Raw genomic sequence first — 22,335 nt, 5'->3', positions numbered from 1 at the left:
GTCAGAATGCGACCTTGTCGCCGCCCTTGAGCTCCAGCATCGCGCGCGCCTCGTCGGGTGTGGCGATCTCCAGCCCCAGCCCTTCCAGGATCAGCCGCACCCGGCGCACCTGCTCGGCATTGGTCTCGGCAAGCCGTCCCGGCCCCAGCCACAGGCTGTCCTCGAGTCCGACGCGGACATGCCCGCCTTGGGCTGCTGCGATGGCGGCGATGTTCATCTGGTTGCGGCCGGCGCCCAGCACGGACCAGCGATACTGGTCGCCGAAGAGCCGGTCGGCCGTGCGCTTCATATGCGCAACGTCGTCGGGATGGTTTCCGATCCCGCCCTGCAGGCCGAACACCGTCTGGATGAAGAGCGGGCCCCGCACCAGCCCGCGGTCGAAGAAATATTTCAGGTTGTAGAGATGGGCGGTGTCGTAGCACTCGAATTCGAAGCGCGTGCCGCTGCCGGCGCAGGTGGTCAGGATGTGCTCGATCTGCCCGAAGGTGTTGCGGAAGATGATCTCCTTGTTGGCGAGATAGGTCCGCTCCCATTCATGCTTCAGGTCCTTGAAGCGGTCGAGCATGCCGAAGAGCCCAAAATTCATCGAGCCGAGATTGAGCGAGGCCAGCTCCGGCTTGAAGGTCGCGGCGGGCTTGACCCGCTCCTCGATCGTCATGGTCGGGGCGCCGCCGGTGGTGATGTTGACCACGCAATCGCTGCGCTGGCGGATGATCGGCAGGAAGCGGGCAAAGGCTTCCGGCGTCTGGTCCGGCGCGCCGGTCTGCGGATCGCGGGCATGGAGGTGGACGATCGCGGCGCCGGCTTCGGCCGCGCCGATCGCGGCGTCCGCGATCTCCTCCGGCGTCACGGGCAGAAAAGGCGACATCGATGGGGTATGGATCGCGCCTGTGACGGCGCAGGAAATGATGACCTTCCGGGCCTTTGCCATGGTGGGCTCCTATTCTCCGATGTCGCGCGCGGCAGCGCGCTTATGGGCGGCGAGCGCCATCAGGCGCCTGTCCCGCCAGATCTGGCGCTGGGCGAGGTCGTCGCGAGAGAGGCGAGCGGCGCGCTGGCCCTCGACGGTGTCCATCACCGGTCCATTCCAGTCGGCGCGACGGCCGGCGAGTTCTGCGGCGATGCCGCTGTAGATGTGCTGGTAGCGCTGGGCGTAGTCGCGCACCCCGCCGGGCGCGTTGAGGTCGATCGTCTCGAACGGGCCGATGAAGGACCAGCGAAGCGCCAGTCCTTCGCAAATGCCGATATCGACATCCTCGACATCGGCGATGCCGTCGGCGACCAGTCGGAAGGCCTCGTCAAGCAGCGCCCCCTGCATGCGGTTCATGATGAAGCCGTCGATCTCGCGTTTCATCACCAGCGGCTGCTGTCCGCAGGCTCGCATGAAGGTCGCGGCCTTCTCGACCGTTTCTGGCGCCGTCCAGGGCGAGGGGCAGACCTCGACGGCGGGAACGAGATAGGGCGGGTTGATCGGGTGGCAGACGAGGCAGCGCGCGCGGCCGGCCACCTGCTCCATGAAGCGCGAGGGCAGGATCGCCGAGGTCGAACTGGCGATGACCGCCTCCGGCGGTGCCAGCCGATCCAGATCGTCGAAGACGGCGCGCTTGCTCTCGAGAATCTCGGCCGTGCTCTCCTGAACATGGCCGGCGCCGGCGAGCGCCTCATCGAGCGCCTCAACCGGCTTCAGCCGTGCCAGCACGTCGGCCGGCGTGTGGCCGCCAAGCAGGCCGTTGGCCGCGAGCTCGGGCAGCACCGAGGCGGCGAAGTCGAGCGCCGCATGCGGCGCCTGCGCCTCGCGATCCCAGAGCCTGACCTCGTGCCCAGCGCGGGCGAAGCTGATCGCCCAGGAGCGGCCAATCAGGCCAGAGCCGACGATGGTCGTGCGCATCACAGCGACTCCAGATTGCCGTCAACAGGGAAGGACTGGCCAGAGAGGTTGTTGCCGGCCGGCGTCAGCAGGAAGAGCGTCATCGCCGCCACGTCCTCCGCCTCGGTCATGCGGCGCAGCGAAATGCGCTGAAGATATTGCTCGCGCATATCTTCGAATGAGACGCCGACCTGTTCGGCGCGGGCACGGATCACCCCGTCCATTCGAGGCCCCTTTATGATCCCGGGCAGGATCGCGTTGACGCGGATATTGGCGGGGCCGAGCTCCTTGGCCAGCGACTGCGTCAGCCCGATGATGCCCCATTTCGCAGCTGAATACGGGGTGCGGAAGGCGTAGCCGAAGCGCCCGGCCGAGGAGGACATGTTGACGATGGCGCCGCCTCCGGCGGCTTTCAGCATCGGCACGGCGTGCCGCGTGCAGAGGAACTGGCCGGTGAGGCAGATGTCGATGGTGCGGCGCCACGCGGCAGGGTCGATCTCTTCGACGCCGCCCGTCGGCCCCGCGATGCCGGCATTGTTGATCAGCGCGTCGAGCCCTCCGAGCGTGGTCCGCGCTTCCTCGAAGAGCCGGGCGACATCGGCATCGTCCGCGACATCGCAGCGCGTCGCGCCATGGCGGGGATGGGCGGCGCGGAAATCGGCGAGATGGCTCTCGTCGATATCGCAGATATGCACCCGCGCGCCGTTCTCGATCAGCAGATCGGCGATGGCGCGCCCGATGCCGGAGGCGCCGGCCGTGACGACGACGCGAAGGCCGGGCTTGAGCGCAAGTGCGGGCATCGTTCGTCGTCTCCTCAATGCGAGCGTTCGCGCAGCGCCACGACGGCGCCGAGCACCACCACACCGTACAGGATGGCGCGGGTGGCATAGGGCACGGTGGTTCCGGCCAGCAGGGTCTGGAGCGCGGTGAGCAACAGCACGCCGCCGAGCATACCGAGATAGGAGCCGCGTCCGCCGGTGATGAGCGCGCCACCGACCACCACGACCGCGATGGACGGCAGCAGATAGTCGTCACCCATGCCGAGGCTCGCCTGCCCGGAGAAGCCGGAGAGCAGGATGCCGACCCCCGCCGCGCACAGGCCCGACAGCATGTAGACCTTGACCAGCGTGGCCTTGACCGGGACACCGGACAGCTCCGCCGGCCTCTCGCCATTGCCGATGGCATAGACGCGCCGGCCAAACACCGTGCGGCCGAGCAGGATCGCCGCGCCAGCGGCGAAGAGCGCGACCAAGGGCACGATCGGCGTGACGCCGAGGACCTTCGCCGTCATCAGCCAGCGCAAAGCGGGTGAGGCGAAGCCGCTCGGCGTCCCGCCCGAATAGACCAGCGCCGCACCCTGCAGGATGCCGTTCATCGCAAGCGTCATGACGATCGGCGAGAGGCCGAGTGCCACGATGCCGAGGCCGTTGACGAGACCGATCAGGGCGCCCACCGCCAGCACCGCCGGCACGACATACACCAGCGCCGCATCCGAACCGGAGAGCAGACCGGCGCAGAGAATGCCGCACAGCCCGATCGTCCAGGGCAGGGAGAGATCGAGGCCGCCGGTCAGGATCACCGCGCCCTGCCCTAGCGCGAGGATCGCGAGAAAGCAGCCCAGCACAATCAGCGAGTCGTAATAGGGCCAGGACAGGATGGTGTTGCCCAGCACGAACTGGGTGACGACGAGCACGGCGATGAAGCAGAGATAGGCCGGCAGGCCATTACGCAGTGCCTCCGCATGGCGGCGCCACCAGACCGGGCGTTCGATGGCCGGATCCGTCATCGGCAGGGCGACGCGGACCGGCGGCAGGTCGAGTTGGCGCGGCAGCCGGCCGGCGCGGCGGGCAGCGGAGCGGGCGACCACTTGCCGCAAGCTGCGCAGCAGGACGGAATCGCGGGCGAGCGAGGAGGCGAGCACCGCCAGCACCAGAATCAGCCCCTCGACTACCGAGGAGTAGAAGGCCGGCACGTTGAGCACCAGCAGGATGTTGACGACCAGCATCAGCACATAGGCACCGAAAATCGTTCCGACGATGCCGCCGCGCCCGCCGCCCAGCACGGTGCCGCCCAGCACCACGGCCGCGAACATCTGCAGCAGCATCGGGTTGCCGACCAACGGGTCGCCCGAGCCGGTCTGGGCGCTGATGAAGATGCCCGCCAGCCCGTAGAGTCCGCCCGCCAGCACATAAGCGAAGAACTCGTGCAGCCTGACGCTGAGGCCGGCGGCGCGCGCCGCCTCCCGGTCGGAGCCGAGCGCCGGCAGCGCCTTGCCGAACAGAGTGTTCTTGAGAGCAAGCCAGAGCGCGATCAGAAGGGCGAGCAGCAGCACCGGCATCGGCAGCAGGCCGGGGACGGCATTGCCGGTCAGCGCCTGTGCGAAGCCGGACGGAATCTCGCCGCCGGGCTTGTCCATCACGAGCAGCGTGACGCCCTGAAGGATGAACATGGTGGCGAGTGTCACCACGATCGGCTGGAGCCTCAGGCCGGCGATGAACAACCCGTTGAAGGCGCCGGTTGCCGCGCCGATCCCGATGCCGAGCACAACCCACAGCACGATCGAGCCGGGGCTGTCCTGCATCTGCCCGGCGAGTGAGACGTTGACGAGCGAGATCACGGCAGCGGCAGACAGGTCGAACCCGCCCGTCAGCACCACGATGGTCTGGCCGCTCGCGGCGATGGCGAGCGTCGCGCCGCCGGCGGCGAGCGTGCCGATTTCGTAGTAGCCGAGCGTGCCACCGCTCAGCCAGCGCACAAGGCCGAGGCAGATCAGGAAGACGCCGACCGCGATCAGCGGCCCGCGCGAGCGGTCTGGCCAGCTCCGCACGCGAGAGGATAGCGCTGTGCGAGGCGCGGCTGCAGCAAGGGAGTTCATCGCGCGGCCTCCAAAGCGGGAGCCGGCTCATCGGCGATCACGGCTGATCCGCCGCCGAGCATGGCGCGCAGGATCGCGTCCTCGCTGATCGCCTCGCCGTCGAGGCTCGCCGCCAGCCCGCCGCGATAGAGCACGAGCACCCGGTCGCAGAGATGGTCGAGCTCGGCCGTCTCGGTCGAATGGAACAGGATCGAGCCGCCGGCAGCGGCGAATTCCCGCATCAGCGCATAGATCTCGTTCTTGGTGCCGACATCGATGCCGCGGGTCGGGTCGAACAGCAGCAGGATCCGGCTCTCGGCGAAGAGCCATTTCGCCACGGCGATCTTCTGTTGATTGCCGCCGGAAAATGCCTTCACCGGCGTCCATAGCGCCCGCATCTGCACATTGAGCCGGGCCATAATGCGGGCGACGGCTTGCTCTTCGCGCTGCCGGTCGACGAAGCCGAAGCGGCTGTAGCGCTCGATCACCGGCAGCGAGACATTGCGGCGCCCGTCGAGCTTCAGGAAGAGCGCCTCGGTCTTGCGATCCTCCGGGACGAGGCCGATGCCGATGCGCGCATCCAGGGCGTCGCGCGGAGAGGTCAGGCTGACCGGGTGCCCGTCGATCCGGATCTCGCCTTCGCTCTCGGCCGTGCCGAAGAGCGCTGAGAACAATTCGAGCTGGCCCATGCCCTGAAGCCCGGCGACGCCGAGGATTTCACCTCGGCGAAGGTTCAGATCCAGTTTGTCGAGCCGGTTGCCGACCGAAAGCCCGCGGGTCGCCAGCACGGCCGTGTCGGACAGGAGGCTGCGCGGCGGGCGCGGTGGAAACGAATGGCCGCCGCTGCCGCCTGCGATCAGCCCGATCAGCTCCTCGTCGCCAACCTCGGAGAGGGGGCGCGTCGCGATGTGCTTGCCGCCGCGCAGCACCGTGACGCGGTCGCAGAAGGCCCGAACTTCGCGCATGCGGTGCGAGATGAAGACGGTGGTGACGCCCTGCGCCTTGCATCGGGCGATGATGTCACCAAGCCAGTCGATGTCACTGCCCGACAAGGTCGAGGTCGGCTCGTCGAGCAGGAGAATGCGCGGCTTGCGGAAGAGGGCGCGGGCGATCTCGATCTTCTGGCGCTCGTTGAGGTCGAGGTCGCGGATTTCCGAGCGCGGGTCGATCGCGCCCAGGCCGAGCGCCACGAGATGGGCCTCGACCGCGCGGCGTGCTTCCCCGCGCCGGATCAGGCCGAGCGGCCCGCGTGGCGGGGTCGGCAGCAGCATGTTGTCGAGCACGCTCAGATCCCGAACCAGGCTGAGTTCCTGGAAGGCGGTGCGGATGCCGTGGCCGTGGGACGCGGCCGGGGAATGCAGCTCGGCGCGCGTACCGAAGATGTCGAAGCCGCCGGTCGTCGGTCGCACCAACCCGGAGAGCAGCTTGACCAGCGTCGACTTGCCGGCACCGTTCTCGCCGAGCAGCGCATGCGTGTCGCCGGCCCGGATGTCGAAGCCGACGTCGTTGAGCGCGATCGTAGCACCATAGACCTTGCGGATGTCGCGGGCTGCGACAGCGATGCGCGCGCCGTCGCTGGAAATCTCGCGCTGAAGCACGGGCTGCCGTCCTTCCTGCGTTGGGAATGTGGAAAGCAGGCGGCGCAGTGGCCGCCCGGCGCGGCGATCAGTTCTCGGGCTGCCCGACGAGCGCGGCGTTCAGGCCGATCTCGGGAGTCTCGTTCGAGAAGATCGAGGCGAACCAGCCCGGATTGGTCACGATCGACGGCTTGAAGGCGTTGCAGCCTGCCTTCATCTCCTCCCAGCTTCCTTCCTGGCAGAGCTTGATCGTCTCGTTGGTGACGACCGGCAGCGGCAGCACCGTCTTCTTCGCCACCTCCTTGCCTTCCAGCTTGGCGACGGCGAGCTTCAGTGCCAGAGCGCCGGAATAAGGCGGGGATGCGTAGGAGATGCGCGGCGCAGCCATCGGCTTGTAGGTGCCGTTGGCGCCCTCGACCTCGGTCCCGGTCGGCAGCATCTGCACGCGCCCGCCATTGGAGCCTTCGCCGGCGCAGGGCTTCAGCTTGTCTTCCGCGATGCCGGCCTCGATTTGCATTGTATTGGCGGTGTAGCAGCCGACCTGCATCCAAAGACCATCGATCTGGTCCCATTTGCGGGTGGCCAGGATCTTGGAAAGCTCGGTGCGGGCGACGGCCTGGCTCCACATGCCGACCGCCTCGTTGACGATCTTGATGTCGGGGTGTTTGGCGAAGACCTCCTTGGCCGCCTTGGTGCGCAGCGTATCGACCGAGGTGCCCGGCACACCGGTGATGGAGACGATGTTGCCCTTGCCGTTCAGCTTCTTGACCAGCCATTCAGCTGTGACGCGGCCGGCCTCCTCCTGGTCGATCGCGACGTTGTAGGCGCAGGGTTCGGTGATCTCACCGTCATAGGCGATGACGGTCACACCTTTCTCGCAGGCGTTCTTGATGGCGGAGTTGAGGGCGGTCGGCGAGATCGGGAAGACGACGATCGCCTTGGCGCCGGCCTGGACCATCGCGTTGATCTGCTGGATCTGGCGCTGGGCATTGGGGCCGGCGACCTGCACCTGCAGGTCGACCTTGTCGGCCATCGTCTTGGACGCGGCCATCGCCTTGATCATGTTGGCGGCTTCGCCCTGCCAGTCATTGCCGATGAAGCTCATCGACAGGAAAATCTTGTGCTTGGCGGGAGGCTGGGCCGTTGCGACCCCTGCTGTCGCCGACAAGGCCAGCGCGGCGGCTGCCGCGATGAGATGCTTCTTCTTCATGATGGACGTCCTCCCAGACGCTGCTCTGTTCGATCCGAAGGGCATCTCTGGCGACGCCTCATTGTTTTGATCAAAGATCATAAATCAGATATCAAGGCAATGACGATTTGAGTTCGATCCCGTCCCCGCTATGGTCCCGGCAGACGAACACCTTGGATTTCAAGACGATGAGCCTCGCGCGCCCTCAGGAGTTGCCCTATTCGCCGATCTCCCGCGCGACCATTCAGGAGAACGTCTACGGCCGTATCCGCGAGATGATCCTGAACGGCGACATCGAGCCGGGCCGCACCGTGACTGTCAGCAGCCTGTCCGAGGCCTTCGGCGTCAGCGCCATGCCGGTGCGCGAGGCGATGCATCGGCTCGTCGCCGAAAAGGCTTTAACGGTGGTGGCTGGCCGCTCCGTCGGCATCCCGACGCTGAGTGCCGCAAGGCTGGAGGACCTCAGGCGGGTCCGGTGCGAGATCGAGGGCATGGCGACCGAATGGGCCGCGGCCGCGATCACGCCTGCGGATCTGCGACATCTCGACGAGTTGATCGCCATCATGGAGGCCGCCAAGGCGGTGAAGGACCGGGCCCGCTATGTCCCCGCCAATCGCGATTTCCACTTCACGATCTACAAGGCCGCGGGTTCGCCGGCGCTGATGGCGATCATCGAATCGCTCTGGCTCCAGATCGGCCCCTACATCAATCTGCTCAAGGAAACCGACAACTGGACGAGCGCCAATCGCGATCACAAGGCGATCCATACAGCGCTGCTACACGGTGACCCCGTGGCTGCTGGGCAAGCGCTGCGGGACGACATTTCTGAAGCGGCGAAGGCGCTGGGGCGCTTTCTAAGCAAATGAAGTCGACTTAGGCCGTTATTTGGGCCGGCAACCGGGCAGACGTGGAAATATCGCGACTGCGGAGAGTTTTGGCCAACTGAGTTGGCGGCCGCGCGCTCGCGCTTTTCCTGCAGTGCTCCGACATCGGCTTTGCGAACAGCGGAGGCATGAAGGCGTTTAATTTTAAGGATCTTGGGGTTTCGAGCCGAGCGGCAGCGCTAAGTCTGCTTTCGGGCAGGATGCAGAGTACGAGCGCGATGGCACCTACTCGGGATGCCGCGCCTTCCAGTCCTCGGCATACTCGGCACAGAGGCGATAGGCAGCCGCCCGATCCAGGCATCCGACCGGATCGGCCCGCGAGGGCAGAAGCCGCTGGAACGGAACATATCCTTCATGGGCCAGGCGCCAGAGCCGGCGCAGCTCCGTCAGCGGCTCGGGATGATCGTCGACGCGGAGGTCGAAGCGCGGGAACGGTGCATCGGACCAAATGCGGAGCGCGCAGGACTGGCGCCCGCGCCGGTCGCCGCCGGCCCGCTCGCCTGCGTCCATCGCGACGAGGAGACGCTCGTCGAAATCGCGATCGGCTGCGTCGAGATAGGCCGCCAACGTCGCCGCGACAACGGCGGGTCCGGCCAGCATGTTGCCGGCAACGGAGACATCGGGCGCGGCGACCGCGCCGCTCCAGTCGAGGCAGGCCGGGCCGGTATGGGAGGCCGTCCGTCCCTCGCGGTCGACGAGATGGAGCTGGCGATGCGCGCGGCCTTCGTCCGCAGCGGTCAGGAGCGCGACGATCTCGGGCGCGGAGCAGCCCTCCTGGAGGAGACGCAAGCCGTCGACGCCATATAGGGGTTGGCGAGGGCCTGCGTCGCCAGCGCGCCACCCCGGCCCGCGCCATAGGGGACGACTGCTCCGACCGCGAGCGCCCGCGAGACGCACAGGACGGCGAATTCGCCGGTGCGCCTGTCCCGTGCGACGATCGACCATGTCATCCGAGCCGCCTTCCGCTTAACCTGAGACGAGGCTGCAAGGCGGCATGATCGTCATCATCCCTGCCGTTGCGGCCGAACGGACGCCATTGTGGCTGTCCTCCAAGGCGAAGCAATGCTTCGGCGCAATTCCCAGCCGCTTTGACGCCCGCGGATAGGGATCGAGGGCAGGCTTGCTGGTCTCATGGTCGCCATGACCGACAATATGCCATGGTAAACCGATCAGGCGCCAAGCAGATCGCCATAGGTCTCGCGCAGCAGGTTCTTCTGCACTTTGCCCATGGTGTTGCGCGGCAGATCGTCGACAAAAACGACGCGCTTCGGCAGCTTGAACCTGGCCAGCCGCGTTTCGAGGCTCTTCAGCACGTCCTCCTGGGAGAGGGAGACCTTCCCGGTCGTGACGATGACGGCGATCACGCCTTCGCCGAAATCGCGGTGGGGGATGCCGACCACGGCCGACTCCAGCACGCCGGGAAGCGCGTCGATCTCCGTCTCGATCTCCTTGGGGTAGACGTTGTAGCCGCCGGTGATGATCAGGTCCTTGCCACGGCCAACGATGTGCACATAGCCGCGCTCGTCGACCTTGCCGAGGTCGCCCGTGATGAAGAAGCCGTCATGCCGCAATTCGGCGGCCGTCTTCTCCGGCATGCGCCAGTAGCCTTTGAAGACATTGGGCCCGCGCACCTCGATCATGCCGATCTCGCCCTGCGGCAGGTGCTGGCCGGTCTCGGGGGATGTGATGATCAGTTCGACGCCGGGCAGAGGCATGCCGACGGCGCCGGCCACCCGCTCGCCGTCATAGGGGTTGGAGGTGTTCATGTTGGTCTCGGTCATGCCGTAGCGCTCGAGGATGGCGTGGCCGGTCCGGGCCAGCCATTCGCGATGCGTCTCGGCCAGGAGCGGAGCGGAGCCGGAGACGAAGAGCCGCATGTTGCGGGTCGTCCCGGGGCTCAGCGTCCCGTGTTCCAGGAGACGGACGTAGAAGGTCGGCACGCCCATCAGCACCGTCGCGCGCTTCATCAGCTTCAGGACGAGGTCCGCGTCGAACTTCGGCAGGAAGATCATCGAGGCGCCGGAGAACAGCGTCACATTGGTGGCGACGAACAGGCCGTGGGTGTGGAAGATCGGCAGGGCGTGGATCAACACATCCCGGTCGGAATAGTGCCAGGTATCGCGCAGCGCGAGGGCATTCGAGACGAGATTGCCATGAGTCAGCATGGCGCCTTTCGAGCGGCCGGTGGTGCCGGAGGTATAGAGGAGGGCAGCAAGGTCGTCCGCCTCGCGGTTGACCGTCGCGAACACCTCCGCCGCTGCGGCCGCTGCCTCCATCAGCGTTCCCCCGCCACGAACGTCGAGGGTCGCCATGGCTGCGCCTGCCTTGTCGGCTGTAGCCTGAAGCGCCTCGCGCCTCGCCGGATCGCAGACGAGGAGCGCGGGCTCGGCATCGCCGATGAAGTAGTCGATCTCGGCCGGGGTGTAGCCGGTGTTCAACGGCAGGAAAACGCCGCCGGCGCGCAAGGTGCCGAGATAGAGGACGATGGCCTCGACGGATTTTTCGACCTGGGCAGCGACCCGATCGCCCGGTTTCACACCGAGACCGGCGAGAGCGTTGGCCATCCTGCCCGTGCGGGCGACGAGATCGGCGTAGCTGATGTGCTCGCCCGTGATCGTCTCGATGGCGGTGGCGTCAGGCGATGCAATGCTGGCTGACAGTCGGGCGAAGAGATTGGCGTTCATGGCGATCACCGCGCGGGAGAAGAGGTTGCGGAGGGATGAGAGGGCAGCGCCTGCCGCACCGCGGCGGAGACAGCCACGACGCCGCGTTCAGCCAGCGCCTCATGGTTCGTTTCGATCTGGTCGGGTGCGTAGAGGTAGTTGACCATGAGGCCATGGGCCTGGCGCAGCCCGTTCGCCGACACGTCGCCAAGGAAATTCAGCCGCTCGAGCCGGGCGCCGTTGCCGAGGTGGAACCGGGCGACCGGATCGACCGGTTTGCCCGCCTTGTCCTTGGCGTTTAGGAAGTAATGCGCTGCGAGCGGGATGAGCGCGCCGCGCGCGGCTTCTGCCTTGACTTGGTCCTGGTGCCAGCCGGTCTCGTCGATGACCGCCAGGGCTGCGCGCCGCTCCTCGTCGAGAACGGCAGACGTGCCGGCCTCCCGCTCACGCTTCAGCCAGGCGGCGAAGCCCGGCGTCGGCGACAGGGTGACGAACGTCTTGATATTCGGCAACTCGGCCTTCAGGTCTTCGACCACCTGTTTGATGAGGAAATTGCCGAAGGAGACGCCCGCGAGCCCGCGCTGGGTGTTCGAGATCGAATAGAACACCGCGGTCGTTGCCTGCGCCGCCTCGATCGGTTGCCGATCGAGGTCGAGGAGCTCGGCAACATTGTCCGGTATCGCCTCGGTGAGGGCGACCTCGACGAAGATCAGCGGCTCGTCGGGCAATTGCGGGTGGAAGAATCCGTAGCAGCGCCGGTCATCCGGCTGCAGCCGGTTGCGCAGATCGTCCCAGTTCTTGATCGCGTGCACTGCCTCGTAGCGGATGATCTTCTCGAGGATATTGGCCGAGGTCGACCAATCGATGTGCCGCATGCCCAGGAAGCCACGGTTGAACCAGGAGCCGAACAGATGGGCGAAGTCGGAATCGACCGCTTTCAATTCCGGATGGGCGCCGAGATGCTTCAGCAGTTCTTCGCGCATGCGGACCAGCGCTGCAGTTCCGCCCGGAGCCAGGTTCACCCGCCGAAGCAGCTCCTGGCGGCGCGGTTCGGCGGCGGCGTGGAGTCCTTCCATCGCATTGGGGGCGCCGCGCTGCACCGCCTGCATCGCGGTGGCGACGGCCGCCGGGCTTGGTCCGAACCGGGAGGCGAGCATGACGAGGAAGGCGCGGCGCTCCTCCGGCTCCGCCGCATCGAATGCGGCGACGAGCGAGCTCGCGAGCGCGACGCCGGACGCTTCGCCGCGGCGGGAGAGGAGCAGTTCGCCGAGGCTCGCGAGGTCGGGGGCGGCGACCGGTGCGGAGGTCTCGCGACGGCGCAGCAGGTTGCGGCCGTGCTCGGTCAGCGTATCCAGCAGGTCACCGAGCAGGGCGGCGGGGTGGTGGCGGCCAGTCCAGGCGGACTTGGTCATGGGGCGCTCCTGTGCCGGGGCTGGGACAGAGGGGTTCATCGCGGCACCACGATGAAGAGGAGCCAGAGGATGACGGGCGCGACCACGGTGACGAGCGCGCCATAGCCGAGCAGCTGCCTGAAGAAGGCGTCGCGGTCCGTGCCGCGGGCATTGGCGAGCACGAGCGCGCCGTTGGTCGAGAACGGACTGACGTCGACAATGGTGGACGCGACGCCCATCGCGGCAATGAAGCCGATCGCGCTGACGCCGCTTCCACCCTGGAGGAAGGGAACGGCGAGCGGGATCAGGGAGCCCAGCACCGCCGTCGAGGAGGCGAAGGCGGAGACGACGGCGCCGATGAAGAGGAGGAGCAGCGCGGCGAGCAGCGGCGAGGTCATGCCGGCGACGCTGTGGCCGACCAGACTGATCGTGCCCATCTGCTCGAGCACGGTGACATAGGTGCTGACGCCGGTGATCAGCATGATCTCGGGCCAGGCGACCTGCGACATGGCCCTTTTCTGGGTGTTCGGTGCCCAGAGCGCCAGAACCAGGCCGATGGTCAGCGAGGTGAAGCCGATGTCCAGCTTGAACGCGAGCACGAGAACCGCAAGCAGGATCAGGCCTGCGAGCGTCACGACCTGGTAGAGGCCGCCGTCGGCATCGGGGAGCGGGGCGTCCGCGGTGAGCCGGTTGGCCTCGCCACCGCCCTCGCGGGCGATCTGCTGGCTCAGCGCCTGGGCCTCGCTGTCGCCGAAGATCTGCGGACCGGTGGCAGCCCTGGCGATTTCGCTGTGCGGCACGTTGACGACGGCCGGCGCGCCCGGCGCCGCCTTCAACAGCTTGCGGCCGCCCAGCGCCATGAACAGCAGCAGCGCGACGGTCGCGTTGACGAGGAAGCTCGCCGCGAATGTCGTCATGGGGCTCAGCGGCAGGCCGGCCTTGGCGACGATGCCGTTGGTGATGCCGCCATAGATCGAGATCGGCGAGAACCCGCCGGCCTGGGCGCCGTGAACGATCATCAGACCCATCAGCAGCGGCGAGATCTGGTATTTGAAGGCGAAGCCGAGGGCGATGGGGGCGATGATCGCGACCGCGCCGGGGCTGACGGCGCCGACCGAGGTGAGCAGCGCCGAAATCCCGAACATGATCCACGGGATCGCCGCGATCCGCCCTCTCACCGCACGAACAGCCAAACGCACCAGCCAATCGATCGTGCCGTTGTTCTGGGCCAGGGCGAACAGCCAGGTGATACCGACCAGAGTGAGGAAAAGGCCGCCGGGAAAGCCGGCGATGATCTCGGCCGATTTCTGGCCCGCCAGCAATGTGCCGACCAGAAAGGCACCGATGAATGCGAGCACGCCCATGTTGATGGGCCAGAGTGTCGCGACAACGAACATCGCCACGAGGGCGTAAATCGAGATGAGTTGCGGCGTCATCGGGTGTCCTCCGGGGCTTTATTTTTTTGTCGGCGCCTTGCGTCCACGGATGTGGAGCAAGCGTGCCCTGCATCAGTTTGTATGCGTCGTTATCGTTCTTATATCCTACAAATGTCATGATGTATATATCGCTCTCCATCACGGGTTCGCCTTGCCCGCGTGTTATATTGCGGCGCCCGTCGCTGCCGGAGATTGCCAAGGTGAAGCCAGTTCCAACCACGATGCGGATCCGCGGGGCTTTGGAGAACGCAATCGTCGAAGGACGCTTTCCCCCCGGCGCAAGGCTCGATCCGGAGCTGCTGGCGCGCGAGTTCGACTGCTCGCGAACACCGATCCGCGAGGCTCTTCAGCAGCTCGAGGCATCCGGCCTGGTCCGGGTCTTCCCCAAGCGTGGCACCTTCGTCTCAGAATGGAAGGCGGAGGAGCTGGCCGAGCGCTTCGAGGTCATGGCCGAGATCGAGGCGGCCTGTGCGCGTCTCGCAGCCCGCCGTATCACCGATGCCGAGTTGACGGAGTTCGAGGCGGTTCATGGGGCCTGCCGTGCGCTGGCGGAGGCCGGCGATGTCGACGCGTATTACGTGCGCAATTCTGATTTCCACCACTGCATCTACCATGCGACGCACAACGCCTTCCTCGAACAGGAGGCGTCCCGGCTGCACGCGGTGCTGCAGCCCTACCGGCGCATGCAGCTGCGCGTGCGCAATCGGATGGCGCGCTCACTAGCCGAACACGATGACGTGCTGGCGGCCATCCGGTCAGGTGACGGCGAGGCAGCGGCGAAGGCGATGCGTGATCACGTGGTGATCCAGGGCGATCGCTTCCACGATCTGATCGCTGCTCTGCGCCAGGATAATCGAACGCTCTGACGGGGCGATGAAAGCGACGTGTTCGGCGGCACGGTCATGATCGGTGCGCCCGAGCCTATCTCCGCTTCCTGAAGCGCTTAAACAGGAAGCGCGGCAGGTGCCCACCCAGGAGCGTCTCGATCGTTCCGTCGAGGAGGAGCCGGAGAATAGGTGGGCCTCCCAGTATTCCTGCGCGGCCGTTACTCGCGACGGTGATTGCATGGCGCCACTGAGGCGCTTCCGCGGCACAGCTGGCGACGCCCCAAATCGCTGGCCTTTGTTGTGGCCGCGTTCGTCGCGCTCGTTGGAGCGGTCTCGTCCAAGCACCAGATGGAGGTCTCAAAGTGCATCCAACCACGCCCCCGCATGCAACCGCGTGATCGCTTGACAGCTCAGTCGATTGCTCGTCATCTGCATCCGTTCCCAGGGGGGCCTCGCTAGGAGGCTGAGATTCCGCCGGCTGGGCTTTCGAGCCCGAGCAACGCGGTGACCCTCCGAACCTGATCCGGATCATACCGGCGTAGGGATGCGGGACATGCGGCCGTCACAGGCCCTGATTCCAGCTTGCGCTCGTGATCCTTCCAGCGATCGACGCTCCCGGCTTGGCCGTGCGCGTCCGAACGGAGTGGGCTTAAGTGACGCAGGCCGAGATCATCGCGGCGCTATCGGCGTTCATCGCGCTTCCGGACGCGTCGGAAGCCGAATTCGAGGCGATGGCGCTCAAGGTCTTCGCCTATCAGTTCCGCAACAACGAGCCCTATAAGCGCTTCTGCCTGCAGCGCGGCCGCACGCCTCTCTCGGTGAAGCGCTGGCGCGATATCCCGGCCGTACCGATCACTGCCTTCAAGGACCTGACGCTGAGCTGCAGCCCGCCCGAGCAGGCGGAACGCGTGTTCATGACCAGCGGCACGACGCAAGGCATCCGCGGCCGCAGCTATCACCCGACGCTCGACGTCTGGAAACGCTCGATGCTGGTCAATTTCCGCGCGCGCTTCATGCGCGACACCAAGCGCATCCGCATGGGCATCCTCTTCCCGGACGTGACGGAACTGCCGAACTCCTCGCTCGCCACCTACCTCTCGCTCGCCAAGCAGGAGTGCGGCACACCTGATTCCCAGACCTTCATTGACGCGGACGGCCTCGACCTGGACGGCCTTCTGTCGGCTCTGGAGCAGGCGGAAAAGAGCGGCGAGCCCTATGCCCTGCTCGGCGCGAGCTATTCCTTCGTGCCCGTGCTGGATGCCCTCGCCGCCAGCGGCCGGTGCTTCGCCCTGCCGGAAGGCAGCCGCATCCTCGACACTGGCGGCTTCAAGGGGCAGTCGCGCGAGCTGGGACCCGACGAGTTCTATGACGGGCTCAGCGCCGCCTTCGGCGTGCCGCGTTCGGCCTGCATCAACATGTACGGGATGACCGAGCTGAGCTCGCAGCTCTATGACGAAGGCAATGCGGTCTGCCCCTCCGTCAAATCCGGGCCGCACTGGATCCGCAGCCGGGTGGTCGATCCGCTGACCGGCGTCGACCGGCCAGAAGGCCAGCGCGGGGTGATCGTCCATCACGACCTCGCCCATTTCAACTGCGTCGCGGCGATCCTGACCGAGGATGCCGGGGAGATCGTGCCGGGTGGTTTCAAGCTGCTCGGCCGCGTCGATGGCGAGGCCTCGAAGGGTTGCTCGGTCGCGGTCGCCGAATTCCTCGCAGCGGCCCGGGGCTGACTGCCGTGATCGAGCATGCGGGCCATCTCCCGGGCCTGAACCGCGAAGCGCTGCGCTGGCGCGAGGTCGGCCATAGCGCCTGGGGCGAGAACGCCGTAATCGCCCTGCCGGAGCTGGACGAGGCGCAGGCGGCAGCGCTCTCAGCGCATGTGCGCGACAATGCCCGCGCCCGGCTGAAGCGGATGGAGACCGCGCGCATCGTCGCCGCGATCGACGGCGCCATCGCGCGCCTGCTCGACCGCCAGCACCCGCTGCGACGCAAGGCCGAGCATCTCCTGCCGATCGTCACCGGCTATGACCGCGAGACCGTCCGCCTCGGCCTGACCGGCTATCTCAAGACCTTCCGCAAGCCGCAGCTCTTGCGCTTCCTGGCCGAGGATTTTGCCAATCCCGGCCTGCTCGACGGTTTCCAGCCGACGCCCAAGGGCGGCTATCTGCGCGCCCATGGCCCTGAGCTTCTGCTGCATATCTGGGCCGGCAATGTCCCCGCGCTCTCGCTCTGGAGCCTGATCTGCGGCTTGCTGGTCAAGGCCGGCAGCATCGGCAAGCTCGCATCGGCCGAGCCGCTGACGGCCGGATGGTTCGCGAGCCTGCTCACCGAGATCGATCCCGAGATCGGCGAATGCCTCGCCGTCACCTGGTGGAAGGGTGGCGAAGCGGTGGCGGAGCCGGTCTTCCTGCGCGAGGCCGACACGGTGATGGCCTATGGCAGCAACGCTACGCTGACGGCCCTGCGCGCCAAGCTGCCGATCACCACGCGATTCCTGCCGCATGGCCACAAGATCGGCTTCGGCGTCGTCGCGCGTGAAGCGCTCGACAGCCGAAAGGCCCCGGCGCTGGCCCGGCTCGCCGCCCATGACGTTGTCCGCTACGAGCAGCAGGGCTGCTACTCGCCGCAGATGCTCTTCGTCGAAAACGGCGGAAAGGTCAGTCCTTCGGAGTTCTCCCGCTACGTCGCGCAGGAACTCGCCGCCTTCGCCTCGCGCCATCCGCGGCGCGCGCTTTCGTCGGGCGAGGCGGCTTCGATCGCATCATGGCGCGGTACGCAGGAAACCCGCGCGATGGACGGCGCCGCGGAGCTTATCGGCGAGCCCGCCGATCCCTGGAGCGTCGTCCATGTCGAGACGCCGGAAGCCCTCAGCCCGACGGGGCTCAACCGCACGCTCAAGCTCGTCGCGGTCGAAAACCTCGACGCGGTCCCTGCCCTCGTCGCGCCCTATCGCAGCTTCCTGCAGACGGCCGGCATCGCCGCATCCCCCGAGCGGCTGTTCCGGCTTGCGGAGCAGCTTGGCGCGGTCGGCGTCAGCCGCATCGCCCCGCTCGGCCGCATGACCGCGCCGGAAGCCGGTTGGCATCATGACGGGCGCTTCAGCCTGCTCGACCTCGTCAGCTTCACCGAGATCGAGCAATCGGCCGAAGCCGCGGCAGAAGGGTTCGCGCCCTATGTCGACTGATTCCGCCAAAACCGGTTTCGTCGCGATCGAACGCGCCAATTACCGCTACAATGCGGCCGGCCCGGCGGTCGTTGAGGCCGTCGACTGGACGATCCCGCGAGGCGAGATCCATTGCCTGCTCGGCCGCAGCGGCTGCGGCAAGACCACCTTGCTCAAGCTCGCCGCCGGGCTGCTGATGCCGAGCGAAGGCGCAATCCGCATCGGCGGCGAAGCGCTGACCGGCCCGAGCCCGCGCGCCGGCTTCGTCTTCCAGGCGCCGACCCTGCTCGACTGGCTGAGCGCGCTCGACAACGTCCTGCTGCCGGTCTCGCTGAAGCGCCGCCCCACCATCGCCGACAAGGATGCCGCGCTCGACCTGCTGGAGCGGGTCGGACTCGCGGATTTTGCGATGCGCCGGCCCGCCGAGCTTTCCGGCGGGCAGCAGAGCCGCGTCGCCGTCGCCCGCGCGCTGGTTGGTAATCCAGACTTGCTGCTGCTCGACGAGCCTTTCGCCGCGCTCGACGCGCTGACGCGCGAGGAGTTGCAGGACGATCTGCTGCGGCTCTGCGCGCTCCGCGGCACCACCGCGCTCTTCGTCACCCATGATATCGGCGAGGCCGTCTATCTCGCCGACAAAGTCGCGGTGATGGCGGCCGGCCGCGTGACGCATGTGCGCCGGATCGAACTCGTCCGCCCGCGCCACCGCGACATGCGCTATGCGCCCGGTTTCATCGCCGCCTGCCGCGCCTTGCGCGACGCCATGGATGATGCGGCCACGGCCCGCCGGAGGCCGGTGGCATGATCGCCCGCCTGCCCTCGCTGCTGCTGCTCGTCGCGCTGCTCGCCGGCTGGGAAGCCTGGTGCCGGCTCGGCGGCTTGTCGCCGCTGGTCCTGCCGCCGCCCTCGGCCGTGCTGATCACGCTGTGGAGCGAGATCGCGACCGGCAGGCTCTGGCCGCACCTGGCGATGACCGCCGCCGAAATGGCGCTGGGCCTCGGCATCGGCGCCGTCGTCGGGCTCGGCACCGGCATCCTGCTGGCGGAATTCCCGGCGCTCAGCCGCCTGCTGCGGCCCTATGTTCTGGCGAGCCAGCTCGTGCCCAAGCTCGCGCTCGGACCGCTCTTCATCATCTGGTTCGGTTTCGGCATGACGCCGACGGTCGTCATAACCGCGTTGATCTGCTTCTTCCCGCTGATGGAGAACACGCTGACCGGGATCAGCGAGGTCGATGCGTCCCGCCGCGAGCTCTTCCGCATGCTCGGCGCCGGCCGCCTCAAGACCCTGTTGCGCCTCAAGCTGCCATCGGCGCTGCCCGTCATCATGGCGGGCCTGCGCGTCGCGGTCGTGCTGGCGCTGGTCGGCGCCGTCGTCGGCGAGTTCATCGGCGGGCGGATCGGGCTCGGCGCCTCGATCATCGCCGCGCAGAGCGTGATGGATTCAAGCCTGATCTTCGCCCTGTTCATCGTCATCACCGCCCTTGGAATGCTGCTCTACGAGGCCGTGCGCCTGATCGAGCGCCGCGTCCTGCATCGCTTCTCGAAAGGCTAGACACCTATGTCCGCATTGCGCGCCCTCCTTATGCTCGCCCTCTCCTGCTTCGTCGCGGCGCCTGCCGCGGCGCAGACGCTCGACAAGGTCACCGTCGCCGGCTGGAGCCAGCCGATCAGCGAGATCACCAATCTCCTGGCCGAGCCGGACAAGGGCTTCTTCAAGGCCAAGGGCATCGCGCTCGATTATGTGCCCGGCAATGGCGGCGGCGCTGCCTTGCAGAACATGCTCGCGGGGCAGGCTGACGTGGCCTTCACCGATCCGGCCGCGCTCTATCTCGCGCTCGACAAGGGCGAGAAGCTCGTCGCGATCTACAACATCTACCCGCAGAACGTCTTCAACGTGGTCGCGCTGAAGAGCAGCGACATCCGCACGGCCGCCGATCTCAAGGGCAAGCGCATCGGTGTCTACAGCCTCGCCAGCGGCACCTACCAGAACCTGCTGGTGCTGCTGCATCAGGTCGGGCTTGGCGAAAAAGACGTCACCATCCAGCCGACCGGCCTGCTCAATTTCGCGCCGCTGATGCAGGGACAGGTCGACGCCACCGCCGCGACCGATACCGGCCTGCTCGTCGCCCGCGCCAAGGGGCTGGGCGAGGCCAACGTGATCGAGGTCCGCGACCAGCTCAACCTGCCGAGCGACATCTTCGTCGTGAAGGAAAGCTATTACGAGCAGAACAAGCCGCTGCTGAAGCGCTTCCTCGCCGCCTATCGCGATTCCGCCGCCTGGATGATCGCTAGAGACCAAGAAGCCGCGCGTATCGCCGTCACCCGCGCCATCAACGGCCGCGACGAGGCGGTCAATCTCGAGATCATCAAGCTGCGCAATGCGTCCAGCGTCTCGCAGACGACAGCGCGAGAAGGCCTCGGTCGCTTCGACCTCGATGCCTTGCAGAAGGGCGCCGATACCTTCCGCAGCCTCGGGCTGATTGCCCGCCAGATCGACATGAAGGCAATCGTGAAGAGCGACCTGATCCCGTCGAAGGACGGCGCGCCGTGACGTTCCGCGACCGGGCCATCCTCGTCACCGGCGCGAGCCGCGGCATCGGGGCTGCGATCGCGAAGGCCTTCGCGGCCGAAGGCGGGATCGTCATCGTCAACTATCGGACGAATGAGGCTGCGGCCGAGGCGGTCGCGGCCGAGTGCCGCGCGCTCGGCGGCGAGGCGCTGGCGATCGCCGCCGATGTCACCTCGCCTGAGGCAGTCGCCGCGATGGCAACGCGCATCGCGGAAGAAGTCGGCCGGCTCGACGTGGTCGTCAACAACGCCTTCGCGCCCTATCACTTCGATCCGGACAACCGCGCCCGTTTCTGGGAGACGCCCTGGGCGGCCTACGAGCAGCAGTTCGAGGGCGCGGTGAAGGCGGCCTATACGGTCAGCCGGGCGATGCTGCCGCTGCTCCAGCGCCGCAGCGGCGGGGCAATCGTCAATCTCGCCAGCGATCTGGTGACGCGGCCGAGCATCCCCTATCACGACTACACCACCGCCAAGGCCGCTCTCGTGGGCTTCAGCCGCAATCTCGCGGCCGAGCTCGGCCCGCTCGGTATCCGCGTGAACTGCGTCGCGCCAGGGCTGGTCTATCCGACCCAGGCGAGCGCGGACACGCCCGAGGAGATGCGGGAGATGCTGATCGCGCAGACGCCGCTGCGCCGCATCGCGACGCCCGAAGATGTCGCCGGCCCGGTGCTCTTCCTCGCCAGCGAGTGGAGCCGCTTCGTCACGGGCCAGATCCTGCATGTCGATGGTGGGCTGGTGATGGCCTGAGCGGCGGCCTGGAAGGCTCAGCCTCCTCTTTGGCCGGAACTTGTGGCATCCAGGAACAGCATCCCTCGCGGAGAACGCCATGGCCGGGCTCGACTTCATCTTCATGCTCACGCGCCATGACCGGACGGTGCCGGAGGCGATCGACCATGTCGCGACAGTACTCGAAGCCGGTATCCGCCATATCGGCTTCAAGGATATCGGCCTGCCCTTCGCCGAACTCCGGACCGTCCACCGCCTGATCAAGGCCGGCGGTGCAGCGAGCTATCTCGAAGTCGTCTCGCTCGATCGTGCCAGCGAAATCGCCTCGGTGAGAGCGGCCATCGATCTCGGTGTCGACAACCTGCTCGGCGGGATCCATGCCGAGGACGTGCTGCCGCTCCTGCGCGGCACCGGCATCCGCTACTATCCCTTTGCCGGGCGCGTTTCAGGGCACCCGAGCATCCTGGATGGCTCCATCGCCGAGATCGCCGGCAGCGCCCGTGCCATCGCCGAGCGGGACGGCGTCGATGGGCTCGATCTGCTGGCCTACCGCTCGAAGACGGATGTGGAAGCGCTCATCGCAGCGGTCTGCGCTGCGACGGACAAGCCTGTCCTGGTCGCCGGCTCGATCGAGCGTCCCGAGCAGATCGCAGCGATCCATCGCTGCCGAGCCGCCGGCTTCACCATCGGCACGGCGGCTCTGGAAGGCCGTTTTCCCGCCTCCGGCCCGACCTTGCGGGCACAGCTCGATGCCATCGCCGCCTGTCTCTGAGCAGGCGGCAGCCGGACCGTCGTCACTCCGCCTTCTTGCCGGCGGCGTCGAACTGCTTGAGATAGGCCATGAGATCGGCGATGCGCTTTTCGTCCTTGAGGCCGGCATAGATCATCTTGGTGCCCGGCACCTTGGCGCGCGGGTTCTGGATGTACTCGGCGAAGGTCGCCTCGTTCCAGGTGAGCCCGGAATCCTTCATCGCCGCGCTGTAGCTGTAGCCTTCGCGTGCTCCAGCCTTGTGGCCGATGACGCCGTTGAGGACGGGACCGACCAGATTCTTGGCGGCCTCGCCGACCTGATGGCAGGCGCGGCACTGGGCATAGACCTTCTCGCCGGCCGCCGCATCCTGGGCGCGAGCGGGCTGGATCGCGGCCGCCAGCAGGGCGGCGCCGGCGAGGATTGCGAATTTCATCACGGAGGTT

The 22,335-nt window shown here is 67.0% G+C and carries 20 protein-coding genes, 1 pseudogene and 1 riboswitch; of the genes and pseudogenes, 9 read left to right on the top strand and 12 right to left on the bottom strand.

Annotated elements, in window-relative coordinates; translation table 11 throughout:
* Nucleotide 1 precedes the first annotated feature (1 nt).
* The 6 genes from ACFJGT_RS02095 to ACFJGT_RS02070 form a co-directional block, all read right to left on the bottom strand.
* A complete protein-coding gene (locus tag ACFJGT_RS02095) occupies nucleotides 2-931 on the bottom strand; it encodes a 3-keto-5-aminohexanoate cleavage protein (RefSeq protein ID WP_377845373.1) in 930 nt (309 codons plus the stop codon).
* 9 nt (nucleotides 932-940) lie between these two features.
* Nucleotides 941-1,891 (bottom strand): 3-hydroxyacyl-CoA dehydrogenase, encoded by a 951-nt coding sequence (locus tag ACFJGT_RS02090; RefSeq protein WP_377845371.1) that lies wholly within the window; start codon nucleotides 1,889-1,891, stop codon nucleotides 941-943.
* Nucleotides 1,888-2,667, bottom strand: coding sequence for an SDR family oxidoreductase (locus ACFJGT_RS02085; RefSeq protein WP_377845369.1), 780 nt, complete (start codon nucleotides 2,665-2,667; stop codon nucleotides 1,888-1,890). Before ACFJGT_RS02085 ends, ACFJGT_RS02090 begins: the two co-directional genes overlap by 4 nt.
* 14 nt (nucleotides 2,668-2,681) lie before the next feature.
* Nucleotides 2,682-4,694: an ABC transporter permease gene (locus ACFJGT_RS02080; protein ID WP_377845367.1), complete on the bottom strand. Its 2,013-nt coding sequence runs from the start codon at nucleotides 4,692-4,694 to the stop codon at nucleotides 2,682-2,684.
* A gap of 44 nt (nucleotides 4,695-4,738) precedes the next feature.
* Complete coding sequence (locus ACFJGT_RS02075) at nucleotides 4,739-6,319, bottom strand: sugar ABC transporter ATP-binding protein (protein ID WP_377845365.1); 1,581 nt, start codon at nucleotides 6,317-6,319, stop codon at nucleotides 4,739-4,741.
* A 67-nt stretch (nucleotides 6,320-6,386) separates the two neighbouring features.
* On the bottom strand, nucleotides 6,387-7,508 hold the full coding sequence (locus tag ACFJGT_RS02070; RefSeq protein WP_377845363.1) for a sugar ABC transporter substrate-binding protein: 1,122 nt from the start codon (nucleotides 7,506-7,508) through the stop codon (nucleotides 6,387-6,389).
* 167 nt (nucleotides 7,509-7,675) lie between these two features.
* On the opposite strand from ACFJGT_RS02070, the gene ACFJGT_RS02065 reads away from it, so the two are divergent.
* Nucleotides 7,676-8,353: a GntR family transcriptional regulator gene (locus ACFJGT_RS02065; RefSeq protein WP_377845361.1), complete on the top strand. Its 678-nt coding sequence runs from the start codon at nucleotides 7,676-7,678 to the stop codon at nucleotides 8,351-8,353.
* A 243-nt stretch (nucleotides 8,354-8,596) separates the two neighbouring features.
* On the opposite strand, the pseudogene ACFJGT_RS02060 reads toward ACFJGT_RS02065, so the two are convergent.
* The 5 genes and pseudogenes from ACFJGT_RS02060 to ACFJGT_RS02040 all read right to left on the bottom strand — a co-directional run bounded on the left by ACFJGT_RS02060 (nucleotide 8,597) and on the right by ACFJGT_RS02040 (nucleotide 13,861).
* A pseudogene (locus tag ACFJGT_RS02060) lies at nucleotides 8,597-9,321 on the bottom strand (DUF1028 domain-containing protein).
* A gap of 16 nt (nucleotides 9,322-9,337) precedes the next feature.
* Nucleotides 9,338-9,523 carry an HAD family hydrolase gene (locus tag ACFJGT_RS02055; RefSeq protein WP_377848898.1) on the bottom strand — a complete coding sequence of 62 codons (186 nt, stop codon included), beginning with the start codon at nucleotides 9,521-9,523 and terminating at the stop codon, nucleotides 9,338-9,340.
* Between the two features lie 17 nt (nucleotides 9,524-9,540).
* Complete coding sequence (locus ACFJGT_RS02050) at nucleotides 9,541-11,055, bottom strand: malonyl-CoA synthase (protein WP_377845359.1); 1,515 nt, start codon at nucleotides 11,053-11,055, stop codon at nucleotides 9,541-9,543.
* Nucleotides 11,056-11,060: 5 nt separating this feature from the next.
* Nucleotides 11,061-12,446, bottom strand: coding sequence for a malonyl-CoA decarboxylase (locus ACFJGT_RS02045; RefSeq protein ID WP_377845357.1), 1,386 nt, complete (start codon nucleotides 12,444-12,446; stop codon nucleotides 11,061-11,063).
* Between the two features lie 35 nt (nucleotides 12,447-12,481).
* A complete protein-coding gene (locus ACFJGT_RS02040; protein WP_377845355.1) occupies nucleotides 12,482-13,861 on the bottom strand; it encodes an SLC13 family permease in 1,380 nt (459 codons plus the stop codon).
* 200 nt (nucleotides 13,862-14,061) lie between these two features.
* Between ACFJGT_RS02040 and ACFJGT_RS02035 the strand changes: the two genes are divergently transcribed.
* From ACFJGT_RS02035 to ACFJGT_RS02000, 8 genes are all read left to right on the top strand, one after another.
* Complete coding sequence (locus ACFJGT_RS02035; RefSeq protein ID WP_377845353.1) at nucleotides 14,062-14,727, top strand: GntR family transcriptional regulator; 666 nt, start codon at nucleotides 14,062-14,064, stop codon at nucleotides 14,725-14,727.
* 394 nt (nucleotides 14,728-15,121) lie between these two features.
* A riboswitch (TPP riboswitch) is annotated at nucleotides 15,122-15,251 on the top strand.
* A gap of 90 nt (nucleotides 15,252-15,341) precedes the next feature.
* Nucleotides 15,342-16,418: a hypothetical protein gene (locus ACFJGT_RS02030; RefSeq protein ID WP_377845351.1), complete on the top strand. Its 1,077-nt coding sequence runs from the start codon at nucleotides 15,342-15,344 to the stop codon at nucleotides 16,416-16,418.
* 5 nt (nucleotides 16,419-16,423) lie between these two features.
* Entirely contained in the window at nucleotides 16,424-17,872 is a 1,449-nt protein-coding gene (locus ACFJGT_RS02025) for an acyl-CoA reductase (protein WP_377845348.1), read from the top strand.
* A complete protein-coding gene (locus ACFJGT_RS02020) occupies nucleotides 17,862-18,653 on the top strand; it encodes an ABC transporter ATP-binding protein (RefSeq protein ID WP_377845346.1) in 792 nt (263 codons plus the stop codon). Before ACFJGT_RS02025 ends, ACFJGT_RS02020 begins: the two co-directional genes overlap by 11 nt.
* The gene (locus ACFJGT_RS02015) at nucleotides 18,650-19,399 is read left to right on the top strand and encodes an ABC transporter permease (RefSeq protein ID WP_377845344.1); all 750 of its coding nucleotides are present in this window, start codon (nucleotides 18,650-18,652) and stop codon (nucleotides 19,397-19,399) included. The genes ACFJGT_RS02020 and ACFJGT_RS02015 overlap by 4 nt, the downstream gene beginning before the upstream one ends.
* Before the next feature lie 6 nt (nucleotides 19,400-19,405).
* On the top strand, nucleotides 19,406-20,398 hold the full coding sequence (locus ACFJGT_RS02010; protein WP_377845341.1) for an ABC transporter substrate-binding protein: 993 nt from the start codon (nucleotides 19,406-19,408) through the stop codon (nucleotides 20,396-20,398).
* Entirely contained in the window at nucleotides 20,395-21,162 is a 768-nt protein-coding gene (locus ACFJGT_RS02005; RefSeq protein WP_377845339.1) for an SDR family oxidoreductase, read from the top strand. The genes ACFJGT_RS02010 and ACFJGT_RS02005 overlap by 4 nt, the downstream gene beginning before the upstream one ends.
* A 79-nt stretch (nucleotides 21,163-21,241) precedes the next feature.
* Nucleotides 21,242-21,913: a 4-hydroxythreonine-4-phosphate dehydrogenase gene (locus ACFJGT_RS02000; RefSeq protein WP_377845337.1), complete on the top strand. Its 672-nt coding sequence runs from the start codon at nucleotides 21,242-21,244 to the stop codon at nucleotides 21,911-21,913.
* Nucleotides 21,914-21,935: 22 nt separating this feature from the next.
* On the opposite strand, the gene ACFJGT_RS01995 is transcribed toward ACFJGT_RS02000, so the two are convergent.
* A complete protein-coding gene (locus ACFJGT_RS01995) occupies nucleotides 21,936-22,325 on the bottom strand; it encodes a c-type cytochrome (protein WP_377845335.1) in 390 nt (129 codons plus the stop codon).
* Between the last annotated feature and the right edge of the window lie 10 nt (nucleotides 22,326-22,335).

The sequence above is a fragment of the Allobosea sp. UC22_33 genome, assembly GCF_042700715.1.
Lineage (GTDB): Bacteria > Pseudomonadota > Alphaproteobacteria > Rhizobiales > Beijerinckiaceae > Allobosea.
This window is presented reverse-complemented; position numbering and strand designations above follow the sequence as displayed.